The sequence below is a fragment of the Streptococcus suis genome (assembly GCF_046032115.1).
Lineage (GTDB): Bacteria > Bacillota > Bacilli > Lactobacillales > Streptococcaceae > Streptococcus > Streptococcus suis_AJ.
Map to the genome: position 1 here is coordinate 1 of NZ_JARQOZ010000052.1, position 12,779 is coordinate 12,779.

The 12,779-nt window shown below is 41.4% G+C and carries 11 protein-coding genes; 1 reads left to right on the plus strand and 10 read right to left on the minus strand.

What is annotated here, in order from left to right:
- Window positions 1-915 (plus strand): IS30 family transposase (locus tag P7J36_RS10875; protein WP_408562452.1); only part of this gene is annotated, 915 nt, incomplete at its 5' end.
- A 47-nt stretch (window positions 916-962) separates the two neighbouring features.
- Here P7J36_RS10875 and recA read toward each other — a convergent pair.
- The 10 genes from recA to P7J36_RS10925 form a co-directional block, all read right to left on the minus strand.
- Window positions 963-2,114, minus strand: a complete 1,152-nt coding sequence (gene recA, locus P7J36_RS10880; RefSeq protein WP_408552118.1) for a recombinase RecA — start codon at window positions 2,112-2,114, stop codon at window positions 963-965.
- 51 nt (window positions 2,115-2,165) lie between these two features.
- Window positions 2,166-3,347, minus strand: a complete 1,182-nt coding sequence (locus tag P7J36_RS10885) for a competence/damage-inducible protein A (RefSeq protein WP_408552120.1) — start codon at window positions 3,345-3,347, stop codon at window positions 2,166-2,168.
- Between the two features lie 36 nt (window positions 3,348-3,383).
- Window positions 3,384-3,953, minus strand: a complete 570-nt coding sequence (locus P7J36_RS10890) for a DNA-3-methyladenine glycosylase I (RefSeq protein WP_408552121.1) — start codon at window positions 3,951-3,953, stop codon at window positions 3,384-3,386.
- Window positions 3,954-4,528: 575 nt separating this feature from the next.
- Window positions 4,529-5,119: a Holliday junction branch migration protein RuvA gene (ruvA, locus tag P7J36_RS10895; RefSeq protein ID WP_408552123.1), complete on the minus strand. Its 591-nt coding sequence runs from the start codon at window positions 5,117-5,119 to the stop codon at window positions 4,529-4,531.
- A gap of 76 nt (window positions 5,120-5,195) precedes the next feature.
- Window positions 5,196-5,843, minus strand: a complete 648-nt coding sequence (locus P7J36_RS10900; RefSeq protein ID WP_408552124.1) for a CPBP family intramembrane glutamic endopeptidase — start codon at window positions 5,841-5,843, stop codon at window positions 5,196-5,198.
- Between the two features lie 13 nt (window positions 5,844-5,856).
- Window positions 5,857-6,222: a helix-turn-helix domain-containing protein gene (locus tag P7J36_RS10905; RefSeq protein WP_408552125.1), complete on the minus strand. Its 366-nt coding sequence runs from the start codon at window positions 6,220-6,222 to the stop codon at window positions 5,857-5,859.
- Between the two features lie 73 nt (window positions 6,223-6,295).
- Window positions 6,296-8,233: a DNA mismatch repair endonuclease MutL gene (mutL, locus tag P7J36_RS10910; protein WP_408552126.1), complete on the minus strand. Its 1,938-nt coding sequence runs from the start codon at window positions 8,231-8,233 to the stop codon at window positions 6,296-6,298.
- Between the two features lie 117 nt (window positions 8,234-8,350).
- Window positions 8,351-9,874, minus strand: coding sequence for a quinol oxidase (locus P7J36_RS10915; RefSeq protein ID WP_408552127.1), 1,524 nt, complete (start codon window positions 9,872-9,874; stop codon window positions 8,351-8,353).
- A gap of 190 nt (window positions 9,875-10,064) precedes the next feature.
- Window positions 10,065-11,285, minus strand: coding sequence for a bifunctional folylpolyglutamate synthase/dihydrofolate synthase (locus P7J36_RS10920; RefSeq protein ID WP_408552128.1), 1,221 nt, complete (start codon window positions 11,283-11,285; stop codon window positions 10,065-10,067).
- A 209-nt stretch (window positions 11,286-11,494) separates the two neighbouring features.
- Complete coding sequence (locus P7J36_RS10925; RefSeq protein ID WP_408552129.1) at window positions 11,495-12,397, minus strand: helix-turn-helix domain-containing protein; 903 nt, start codon at window positions 12,395-12,397, stop codon at window positions 11,495-11,497.
- Window positions 12,398-12,779 lie beyond the last annotated feature (382 nt).

Consider the following 12,779-nt stretch of genomic DNA (forward strand, 5'->3'; position numbering starts at 1 on the left):
ATAGATAACCGTCGCTTGATTGAGCGGTGGAAACTTGAAAATAAGTCAAATCGTGAAATTGCACGCTTGCTTGGAAAGGCTCCTCAAACAATTCATAATGAAATCAAGCGTGGGACAACTTTACAACAAGTGCGAAAAAGGGTCTACAAAAAAGTTTATTCTGCTGATTATGCACAAACTGTTTACCAATTCAATCGAAAACGGTCGGTGAAAAAGATAATCCTAACGAAAGAAATGAAAGAGAAGATTTTACACTATCATAAGCAAAAGTTTTCTCCTGAAATGATAGTGAAGAAGAAGCAAATGAAAGTAGGGATTTCAACCATCTACTATTGGTTTCATAATGGACATTTAGGATTGAAGAAATCGGACATGCTTTATCCTAGAAAAAGGAAAGGTATCAAGAAGCATGCTAGTCCCAACTTTAAGCCGGCTGGTAAGTCAATCGAAGAGCGACCGGAGGTCATCAATCTTCGATTGGAAAACGGTCATTATGAAATTGATACAGTTCTACTAACCAGAGCGAAAAATCAGTGTCTTTTAGTCTTAACCGACCGACGAAGTAGACACCAAATCATACGATTAATTCCTAGTAAAACTGCTGAAGCTGTCAATCAGGTACTTAGGTTACTATTAGCTGAGTATCATATTTTATCAATAACTGCAGATAATGGTTCGGAATTTAGTCGATTGGTTGAAGTGTTTCCTGAGGAACATATCTACTATGCACATCCCTACTCTTCATGGGAAAGAGGCTCAAATGAAAACCCTAATCGATTGATTCGGAGATGGTTACCTAAAGGAACCAAGAAAACGACTTCGAAAGAAGTCGCTTTTATAGAAAATTGGATTAACAACTATCCTAAAAAATGCTTGGGCTACAAGTCGCCGAGTGAATTTCTTTTGGGTGGCTAACTTCAACTTGAAATTTGGGAGTCTGGTCACACCAAACTTTTTCGTTTTTAATCTTCTAATTCAATACCGCCATCAAGATCTAAGATAACATCTTGGATCTCTTCCACAGCAACAGGGGCTTCTTGGGTCACAACCTCTTCAACTCCATCTGCTTCAATCAAGCCATAATGAATACGAATCTTGCGGTCAATTTCATCAAAGATTGCTGGATTATCTGCTAAGAATTTCTTAGCATTTTCAGAACCTTGGCCAATTTTTTCTCCATTGTATGAATACCAAGCACCTGCTTTTTGGATGATGCCGAGGTTGCTACCAATCTCAATCAATTCACCTGTGCGAGAAATTCCTTCACCGTACATGATTTCAACAACAACCTCTTTAAACGGTGGAGCCACCTTGTTCTTCACGATTTTCACCTTGGTTTCCTTACCAACATTTTGGTCTTTCTTGTCGCCTGTTCCTTTGATTTGTGTGTTTCCACGAACATCCATACGGACAGATGCATAGAATTTAAGCGCACGTCCACCAGGTGTTGTTTCGGGGTTACCAAACATGACACCGACTTTTTCACGTAATTGGTTGATGAAAATAGCTACTGTCTTAGTTTTGTTGATGGATGCTCCGAGTTTGCGCATGGCCTGACTCATCATACGAGCCTGCAAACCAACATGACTATCACCGATATCGCCATCAATTTCTGCACGTGGTACAAGGGCTGCAACCGAGTCAACAACAACCAAGTCAACCGCACCAGAGTCAATCAGCTTGCCTGCAATTTCAAGACCTTGTTCCCCTGAGTCTGGCTGTGACAAGAGCAACTCGTCAATGTTAACACCAAGCGCTGCTGCATAGGCTGGATCCAAGGCGTGTTCCGCATCAATAAAGGCAGCAATACCACCATCTTTCTGGGCTTGAGCTACCGCATGAAGGGCAACAGTTGTCTTACCTGAGCTCTCAGGACCGTAAATCTCAATGATACGACCTTTCGGATAGCCACCCGCTCCAAGTGCGATGTCGATGGACAAGCTACCTGAGCTCATGACCTGAACTTTTTGCTCAGCACGCTCACCAAGACGCATGACAGCGCCCTTACCAAAATCTTTTTCAATTGATTTTAGGGCATCATCCAGCGCTTTTTTACGCTCATCGCCAAATTTCTTTGTAATATCTTCTAATTTTTTTCCTGGTTTCTTAGCCAATGATTTTCTCCTCTTTTCTTAGTCAAACTATTATAGCAAATATCTGCTATTTCACAAAGTGTTTCGTACAAAATCCCAGGCCTGCAGACAAGCAAGCTGGCGAAGGTATTGCCACGAATAACCACCTAAATCTATCTCTTTTTGGGAAATACCCGAGGTCGTAGCCAAAGTGAGATATACTTTTGCAAGTACGTTGTCCTCTGTTGATTTCGGTTTGATAAGCACAGACACAGCCAAACCCAAATCAGCTTGCAGCTCCTGCCGAATGCAGTCAGCTTCCTCTGATAGTCTGCCCGATTCTGTCCCTAGCTGACCGATGACTTTTCCTCCGCTAAAATACGGCTGAACAGCCAAAGCCAGGCTCAATTCAGCTTGCAAGAGACCACCTGTCCCCTGTTCGACGATAGCGATGGTTTGTCTTTTCTCCGCCAAACGAGTCGCTACCGTTTTGACCAAACTATTGTCCTCACCGTAAGCATAGAAATATTCTCTCAGTTTATCACGTTGTAAGATGTCTTCTTCCAACTGATTCAGACGTAAATCTGCTTCTTCTTGACTATTTGCCTTGGTAGATAAACGTAAGGTCACTTCACCAACCTTGGCATAGGGGGCAAGAGTTGGGTCAGTTTGTTTGTCAATCAAATCAGCTAAAATCGTCACCAACTGACTTTCGCCAATACCAAAAAAGCGTAGGACACGCGAATAAAGTTGCTGCTGAGATTGGGACAGTAAAGGTAAGAGACTCTCAGAAAACATGGCCTTGAGCTCACTTGGTGGGCCAGGCAAAACAATATAGGTTACACCATCTTGCTCAATCATACCACCAACAGCTAAACCAGCTGGATTCTGTAGTGCCTGACTTCCCTCCACAATCTGTGCCTGACGTTCATTATTTGGTGTACGGACACGACCTGGGCGACTGGCAAAGAAACGGTCTAATTTTGCCATAGCCAACTCATCAAACACAAGATTTCTACCTAAAAAGATTGCCAAGGTCTGCTTGGTCAAGTCATCATCTGTTGGACCAAGTCCTCCACAGAGAATGACTAGCTCACTACGCTTGCTGGCTATCTCCAGTACAGACAAAAGCCTCTGTTCATTATCTCCAACAGCTGTGTGGAAATAAACATCAATTCCCAGCTCTGCACATTTCTCCGAAAGGAACTGGGCATTGGTATTAATGATTTGGCCTGTCAAAATCTCCGTCCCAACGGCGATTAGTTCTGCTTTCATATTCCTCCTCTGTCTAGGGTGCGATTGCTCGCTCATCTAATTAGTTCGCAATTTCTTTCCAATCTCGCAAGTTTCTTCATGTTCATTCAACAGACCTGCTGCCTGTAAATAGGAATAAACACAGACAGGACCGACGAATTTGAAACCTCGTTTTTTCAAATCTTTTGAAATTCGCTCAGACAAGTCGTTCTTAGTCGGCAATTCTCGGAAGGACTTGACAGGGTTGTCGATAGATGTAAAGCTAACCCATTCCCAAAGATACTGATCAAACGTGCCAAATTCCTCCTGTACTCGAAGAAAAGCCTGGGCATTGGCACGGGTAGCGTACAGCTTTGCCTTGTGGCGAATGATATCTGGATTGCTCAGAAGACCGTCTAACTCGCTGTCTGTCATAGCTGCCACCTTTTGAACATCGTAGTTGAAAAAGGCAGAGCGGAAAGCCTGGCGTTTGTTGAGGACAATTTCCCAGGAAAGTCCAGCTTGGTAGGACTCCAAGCAGAGCAACTCAAATAGAGCCTGCTCATCATGAAGTGGCTTGCCCCATTCTTCATCATGGTAAGCAATATAGAGTGGATTGTTGGGATTAACCCAAGCACAACGGGACATAGAAACTCCTTCTCACATACGGTTTTACTTAACGCTGTCGCAGGTTGCTTCAGTAACCATCATACTGGTACGGTAATCAAACACGGACTAAGGACTGTGAGAAACATAACCCTAAGTCCTAAATATCAACGAATAACGCAGTTGACATCTGGTAAAAGGCGTCGTCAAAACTAGCCTTTTACCTAGTTGTCATTGTGGAGGTCGCACAACGAAATTTCTAACAAAATTTCTGTTCGGCCGTCTATTTTGCTTTGTCCTTTACATCCTTTGTATCTGGACACGACATGAGCCACAAAAATCGATATTATTTTTGTGGCGAATTAGTAAGGTACCTAGGCAAGTCGCAAATAGCGATTGCCGTAGTATGATGAGTTGAACACGGCTACGATGCTTTGCAAAACGTAGCTCTAATTCCTAAATATCACCGAGTAACGCAGTTGACATCTGGCAAAAGGCTTCGTTAAAACTCGCCTTTTACCTAGTTGTCATTGCGGAGGTCTCACAACGAAATTTCTAGCAAAATTTCTGTTCGGCCGTCTATTTTGCTGTGTATCGCTTAACGCCTTAGTATCCTATTACTTCATCAACATTTTAAGGGCTGACTTGATGTAGTTTTCTGCGGTGTCGTTGGTACCTTCGAAGAATTTCTTGATTTTCTTGAGTTCGGCTGGTCGGTAACCAAGCGCCTCCATGGCTTCCATTGCTTCTTCGAGGGCGATATTTTCACTGGATGGTGCTACTTCTTGAACAGGACCCGCTTCTTCGCTCATGACAAACTTGCCTTCCAGGTCCAAAATCATCTGCTGGGCTGTTTTCTTGCCTATTTTTGGAAACTTGGTCAGATAGGTAATATTCTTCTGCTCAATAGCCCGCACCAGACCGTCGTTATCATCAACAGCAATAATAGCCAGAGCTGTTGTCGGACCAATACCTGATACTGAAATCAGACTCAGAAAGACGGATTTTTCATTTTCTGTAGCAAATCCGTAGAGCAAATGAACATCTTCACGAATTACCTGATGGGTATAGACAGTCACTTCTTGCTGGACCTGCCCAGAGTAAGCGTAGGGATTGGCCACCTGTAAAAGATAACCAACTCCATGCGTTTCTACCACAATATACTTTGCAGTGATCTTTGTTAAGATTCCTTTGATATAGTCGTACATATTTTTTCCTTATTGATGATAATTTAGTCCTATTATTGTACCATAAAAGCCTCGCTATTGATAGCGAAGCTGAGTCTCAATATACTATGGAGAGGTTGCCTGCACAATGAACGAACATTGGGTAGTAAAGGTTACCTGTCCTGTGATAGAGATAGCCCAGGTAAATACCCGAACAAATCTGGGGAATCGTGTTGATAATTTCTGAACTATCCAGAGATTTGGCATGCCCTAATCCAAAAATGAGACCTTGCAAGACAATAGCCAACCATGGACTCACAACATTTTTCAGACTATCCTGTAAAAATTTTCGATAAAAAAGTTCTTCAACAATCGGACCGATGATTCCCACTATCAGCAAAAAGATTGGAAGTGGGACAATTTGGTCTATCTTATCAACTGCTGTAACATTGCCTACACCTTCTGAGATATGGAGTGATTTCATTATCAAGTATTGGAAAAAACTTCCTCCATACATGACCAAAAAGTCTGCAAGATAAAACAAAGGGAATTGATAAAACAGTTTCCAGCTCAGCATTTTTCCAAAATCAGTCCAAAGAAGCTCTTTATAGTAGTATAGGCCAAGTGCAAATAGCAATACAAAACTAGCAAGCTGGTAATAAAGACTGTGGGTTGGACTAAGTCCTAAATAGCGGTGAAGCTTGACCAACAGATTGAGCACACCAAGGACAATAAATGCAATAAATAGCCGATCTTTTCGGACCATACGATAACCTCGCTTATAAAGATTTGGTCAACATGAATTCTTGGATAAGGAAGCCGATGAGGAAAAAAACGATAAGGAAAGGGAGCAAGAGAGTGGCGTTACCACCAACAAAGATCCCCAGACTGAATAGGATTAAGAGAAAGAGGTAGTTTATCCAAACTCGTCTTTTCTTCTCCTCGACTTGTAGGCCGACTAGCTGGTCAAAAGAGAGGTGATAGCGTTGGGCAATACTGACTAGACTGGCACTATCTGGTAGAGTGCGACCTTTTTCCCAGTTCAAGACAGTTTGTCGTGACACTCCGATTGCTTTTGCTAAGGCTTCTTGAGATTCCTGTCGTTTTGTTCGCTCCATGTGAATGAGTTGTCCAAGATTGGTCATGTTCCCTCCTTTACTTTACAAGCTGGTGATAAAAATAGCTAGTCCAAATGCTTTTACAGGGGTGTTAAAATCCTTAATACTTGCCTAATTCACGCACACTCGTATGATTTTCCTGAATGCGTCTGAACATTTTTTCCATGTCAGACTTGCTAAAATGCACCAAAACTGGTCGGCCATGTGGGCAGTTATAAGGGTTTTGACAATGAGATAATTGCCGCAACAAGTCGCGTGCTGAATAGTCATCCAAGGCATGATTGGCCTTAATCGAACGCTTGCAGGACATCATGATTGCCAATTCTGCCCGATACTGCTTTACAGACACCTGGTCGGTCAAGAGCAGCATATCGCACATCTCATAAATGCCTGACTCAATCTCCTCTTCCTTCATCCAGATAGGGTGTTCCCGCAAGATGAATTGGTTGACACCATACTCTTCCAAGTTGACACCAACTTGACGAAGGGCGTCCATTTTATGTGCAAGATTGAGGGCATCATTTTGAGGGAATTCAAAGATATAGGGTACTAATAACTGCTGGGCAGAGTTATCTACCTGACCAATTTTCTCACGGTAATATTCATATTTGACCCGCTCCTGTGCGGCGTGCTGGTCAATGATATACAATCCTGTTTTTCCTTGTGCAAACAAGTAAGTACCGTGCATCTGACCAAAATATTCTAATTCTGGAAATGTCGATGTTTCCTCCCGGTCTAATTTATCTGCCAGTTTTGCCAATTCTTTTGCACTTAGATTAGGATGCTCCTGATCTTCTGATTCCACCAACTGACGTTCTGCAAATTGAACAGATGTAGGTTTATTTTCGACAGGCGACTCAACAATCTCTTGCCTATCCTCTTCGAGAGGTTTGACATCCTCAGCGACCACGTCTGGTTTTAAGAAGAAGTCTTGCTTAATCGTATCATAATAGATTTTTGGCTCTTTGAGTGGTAAGGTGCCTTGCTCTGCTTTTACTTTTGGTCGAGTACTTGACTGAGCTAAATTCTCAAGAGCATCTGGTATCAAGTCCTGCTCTTTAAGCGCTTGACTAATCGCCTCTCGAATCAAGGTCATGAGTTCTTTTTCCTTGGAAATGCGAACTTCCTGCTTGGTCGGATGGACATTGACATCAGCAAGATAGGGGTCAATCTCAATGGAAATCACAGCCAGCGGAAAACGACCTACCATCAATTTACTACCGTAACCTTCCAAAATAGCACGGTTTAGCAGAAAGTTCTTGATGTAGCGACCATTGATGAAAATGGAAATGTAGTTGCGGTTGGCACGGGTCAATTCTGGCAAGGAAACGTAACCTGAAACGTGAAAATCCAAGTCTTCGGCTTCTATCTCCACCATTTTTTTGGCAGACGCGATACCGTAAATCCCTGAAATAGCTTGACGAAGCTTGCCCGTTCCTGCCGTACGCATCAATTCCCGCCCTTCATTAACCAAGGTAAAGGCAATTTCAGGATGAGCCAAACTCAGCCTATTTATGATATCTGCGATATGTGATAACTCAGCCTGCTGACTACGGACATACTTAAGACGGGCAGGGGTGTTATAAAACAAGTCAGAAACGGTCATCTGGGTACCAACTGGGCGACTGATTGGCTCCTCTAACTCAACGACACCCCCCTTGGAAACCAGACGAAGTCCGTGAGCATGGTCTGCTGTCGCCGTTTCAATGACCATTTGACTGACAGAAGCGATGGAGGGCAGGGCTTCACCACGAAAACCCAAGGTCCGAATCCGGAAAAGGTCTGCCTGATTTTTAATCTTACTAGTCGCATGACGTCGCAGGGCCAATGCCACCTGGTCAGGAGCAATCCCCTCACCGTTATCCGTGATTTGAATCATTTTAAGGCCAGCCTCTTCAACACTAATTTCAATCTGACTAGCCCCTGCATCAATGGAATTTTCCACCAACTCCTTAACCACACTGGCTGGTCGCTCAATGACCTCACCAGCCGCAATCTGGTTGGCTAGTATTTCTGGTAGTTCAATAATATGTGACATCATTTCTCCTACATTTCTTTAATAATTTTTCCCGAATGCTTATTTTTCCATTATACCACATATCCACTTTCCCTCCTTTTCCCAGATAGGCTAAAGAAAAAATGACTGCCTGAGCAATCATTCATTCTTTTGATAAATCGTAAAGTAATCCGTTGTCTGTACAGACTTGTACTGAGTTTCCAGGTTTGCCTTGACATCATCTAAAATTGGCAAGTTTTTGTTGACCACTACAAATTTTGCCTCATTTTTATTGATGTCATACATCAAGCTATTTTTATTGTCGTCAGTATTCAGATAGGGTTCTGCTGTAGTAATCGTTGCGGCAGATAAACGTTGACTTGAAAGATAGATACTTGCGCTATTATCCCAAACATAAATCTTATCCGAATCTTTCGTTTGTTCACCAATGTAATTGGCAACTTGTTCACGGTCAGTTCTCAAATCTCCCTGTATCAAATAAAGATAAGCCGGTTGAGCGATAATACCCAAACAAATAGCTAACGGAAGAAAGAATTGACGACGCAAATACCCACGGTGATCTTCTACATCCTCATCACGCAGGTAAACGACTGACATCGCAAAACCATACGGTAAAAGAAGAATGAGTTGGCTCCATTGAAAGTTTGCATTCCCAATAATAAAGACACATTGAACTAAGAAAGTCAATAATAGGAGAACTTTGATATAGGTATGTCTTCCTTGTTTGAAAGAAAACACCATTTGGATGAAACTTTTAAAGAATCCAGATAAGAGTAAGAATACAGACACAATCGCCAAGGCTAAATATAGATAGGAATGGTGAAAGTCTAACTGTAAGTTATAAAGGAAAGTTTGTTGAATAGCTGTCCCCAGAATCTGCGCCTCAAAAGCATAATAACCTACCGCATATAGAATCAGAAGAAAACCAAAAATGGTCGCTAATAATTGATAAATTCCTCGAGTAACTTGGCGGTGTTGGATATTAAAAATAAATAAAACTAGACCCGCAACTAACCAAAGGATCAGACTTTTTGGGTAAATTAAAAATACCAATGCCGCATCGATTCCGTAGAGGATAAATGCCTCATCACGCACTGCATTTTCAAAATAGCGGACCAGAAACCACACACTAGTCAAAAGAAACGGAAGAGCAAACATTTCTGCATACATCCCTCCAAAACCAAGTGCAAAAATAAATACATAGAACCAATGACTAGAACTTGTCGCTAGGTGTTCTGACTGACTAAAATAAGCTACAATCTTATAGAAATAGACTCCCGCTATCAGTAATGCTATAAACTGGAGGATTCCAAAGATAATGAAAGTTCCTCCCAGATGACCTAAGAAAGCAAGTAAGTAGAATAATAACCCGCTTGTACCAAAGAAATCACCATAAGGGATTTGTCCATTTGCCATTGCCATCCCTGCATATAAATTTTGAGTTTGTATATTGGTTGCAAATGGCATTAGCAGTGGATTGGCTACGCTAAAAACACTTAAAACTAAGCTCCAAACAAGAGCTGGCCAATACTTTGTCTTTAATACTCTTTCATGAAATTCACCATTCAGTTGCACTTGCTGTCTGCGTGATGCTCTACGACTACGCCGATAAGTTTCCTCAGGATGAGTAACTACGTCCGAAACTACATCTAATTCTGTCATTTTCTTCTCCTTGGATTTGCTTTCCTTATTATATCAAAAAGCACTCCCGATGTCATTTCCTATCGGGAGTTCTGGAAATTTTTGCAAACTGCTCTAATTGGCGGAAGGTATGGCGTTTGGTTTTTTCAAATTCCTTTAAAAAGGCTACTGTTTCTGCATGTGTCATACCTATTTATTCGCAAAAAGATATTCATTTTTTAAAAATCCGACGAACTTCTGAGATAAAGTAGAGAGAGCCTGTGATAATCAAAATCCCTTGCTTGCTAGATTGCCAGTCTTCTATAAACTGCTGATAATTCTCAACATAATCTCGTCCTTGTCGGTTTTCCTCAGACAAGGCACCATCATAAGCAAAGCTGGTTAATACAAGGGCAGTATGTGGTAATTTTTCTTCCAATAATTCAAGCATTTCTTGAAAGTCCTTGCGCCGAAGGGCTGAAAAGAGAATGGTAACAGGCTCTTCTTGTTCCTGAATAAATTCAATCAAGCGTTCGATAGCTGGGACATTATGGGCTCCGTCCAAATAGATTGTTGGCTCTTGAGCAACCAATTCCAAACGACCCGGCCAGCTGGTTTGGGCAAGGGCTTGTTGAATCAACTGAGGTTGAATGTCTTTTTGGATACTAGTCATATAGAGTAGAAAAGTTTGTAGGGCTACAGCCGCATTCTCTTCTTGGTGATGACCAGCCAAACCCAGAACCAATTCTGACAGGTCTATGTCCGGATTGCTGAACTGTCCTGCTTTATAGGTGAATTCCTGACCAAATTGGTAGACAGGGGCTTGTTTGTCAAAGGCAATTTGGCGACAGATAGCTGTGGTTTCTGGAGAAAGTGGTCCAAGGACGACAGGCACGTTTTCTTTGATAATCCCTGCTTTCTGCTCTGCTATTTCCCTTAAAGTCGAGCCTAGTAAATCCTGATGGTCCATGCCGATGGAGGTGATAACGCTTAGAGCTGGTGCCACGACATTAGTCGTATCCAAAAGCCCTCCAATGCCCACCTCTACCAGTGCCACATCGGGTTGTTGAGCTTCGAAATAGAGGAACATAATAAGCACCATAACCTCAAAATAGCGAAAAGGCTCATAACGAGTGGCGACTTCCTGCTCCAAGTCGTAGACTTTCTGTAAATAGTGCTGAAAATCATGGTCAGAAATGGGCTGGCTGTCGATACAAATCCTGTCGTGTACGCTCACCATGTGGGGTGACACGAAACTGCCGACACGCAAGCCATGTGCCTGAAATAGCTGGCGCATAAAGGCAATGGTCGATCCCTTGCCATTGGTTCCAGCAACATGAATGACCGGCACTGCAAACTGGGGATTTCCTAGCAGTTCTAAGGCATACTCAATCTTTTCCATCTTATAATGAAACACTTGACCTTGCTTGGTGTTTAACCAATTTTCTAACATAGCCACCTCCTATATATTGTCTAGTATAGCAAAAAAAGCCTAACGGATGTTAGCTTTTTGAATAAGGTGAATGTTAAAAATTCCACCAGCTTGTTGAGAAATCTCCAAATGGAAAAACTTTTGTAAGAATTGTAATCATTGCTCTATCTCCTTCATTTGATAAAACTATTTTACAATCTTAGTAAATTTTCCAACAGGACAAAAATGTCCTATAATTGACTATCTTTTCTCCACTCTTCTTCTAGTTTAGCCGTTAGGTGTGCATTACCAATTATTCTTGCAAAAAGAAGTGCTTCTTCATATAAGGCAGTTGCTACATCTTCATCTTTATTTATTAACAACTCATATTTCCACTTAAGCAGATTAAGAATAGGTTTCTTTTGAAAATCTTGGGTCTTCTGCATTATCTTATCAAGTGCTTCAAAGAGTGTAGGAATATAGCTAAATTCTTCCTTTTGTCCCAAAAGTCCAACAGAAGTTATCATCACATCCCTTAAAATAAACAAATCCCCAGATTCAACTAATTCTACTTGGCTCGGAAACTTTTCAACCAACTCTAAAAAATACTGGAAATCACTACTCTGTTTAACTTCCATTCTCAAATTGATCAAATAGAGCTGGATTATCAACAAATCGTTGGCTGAAAATTGGGGTTTTCTTTGGATTTGTTCAAAATAATCTTCTAGAATATCTTGACCAAATTCTGCTGTCTTCGTTTCAAATACATCAATAATGGATTGAATGGCATCAATCGCTATTTTCTCCTCCTCAGGCAAGTCGTCGTAATAATCATCATAGATTTCCGTCATCATATCTGCCCGTTTTCCCATCAATTCCTCATTTTCATAAGTCGGTGTACGAAGTACATCAAACTTCAGTTTGGAATATCGTTCAGGTAGCGACACATAATCAGGCATAAGCTCATAGAGCCCCATGCCTAAGCGGGTTGCGATATACTGGATTTTTGAAAAAGTCGGCTTAGAAGTACCTGCTTCGATACGGGTTAGTTGGCGGACGGAGAGCTCAAGTTCGTCATCGCAAAACTGTTCACGTGTCAGACTAGCGGTTTCTCGAAGTTGACGTACACGTTGTCCAAATTCCTTATCGTTCATAAAATACCTCCAAATATTCTTTTGTATATTATAGCAAAATCAATACTCAAATTCCATACTTTTCTGATTATATAAACAAAAACAAACGATTTTACGTTTCCCGAGTTTATCACTTAAAAAAGCATAAAGAACAGCTAACCCCTTGCCTATCAAGGGATTTCACTGTTCTTGTCTCTTATTTTTTTGTTGTGTATGGACGTTTCCCATACTTTTTGATTGTTTCAAATTTGACAATCCCATTCGTCCAATCAAACCCCAAAAGCTTATTTAGCTCCTGCATATCGGAATTCTCTTGAAGCCTATAGTATAGTTGTTTAGTTTTTATTTGATGTATGATAAAATAGACTTATGACTTACGGAATTGATTTTAGAAAACGCGTTA

Coding starts and splice junctions, on each gene's coding strand:
- P7J36_RS10885 (WP_408552120.1), bottom strand. CDS start 3,347: ATGAAAGCAGAACTAATCGCCGTTGGGACGGAGATTTTGACAGGCCAA.
- P7J36_RS10890 (WP_408552121.1), bottom strand. CDS start 3,953: ATGTCCCGTTGTGCTTGGGTTAATCCCAACAATCCACTCTATATTGCT.
- ruvA (WP_408552123.1), bottom strand. CDS start 5,119: ATGTACGACTATATCAAAGGAATCTTAACAAAGATCACTGCAAAGTAT.
- P7J36_RS10900 (WP_408552124.1), bottom strand. CDS start 5,843: ATGGTCCGAAAAGATCGGCTATTTATTGCATTTATTGTCCTTGGTGTG.
- P7J36_RS10905 (WP_408552125.1), bottom strand. CDS start 6,222: ATGACCAATCTTGGACAACTCATTCACATGGAGCGAACAAAACGACAG.
- mutL (WP_408552126.1), bottom strand. CDS start 8,233: ATGTCACATATTATTGAACTACCAGAAATACTAGCCAACCAGATTGCG.
- P7J36_RS10915 (WP_408552127.1), bottom strand. CDS start 9,874: ATGACAGAATTAGATGTAGTTTCGGACGTAGTTACTCATCCTGAGGAA.
- P7J36_RS10920 (WP_408552128.1), bottom strand. CDS start 11,285: ATGTTAGAAAATTGGTTAAACACCAAGCAAGGTCAAGTGTTTCATTAT.
- P7J36_RS10925 (WP_408552129.1), bottom strand. CDS start 12,397: ATGAACGATAAGGAATTTGGACAACGTGTACGTCAACTTCGAGAAACC.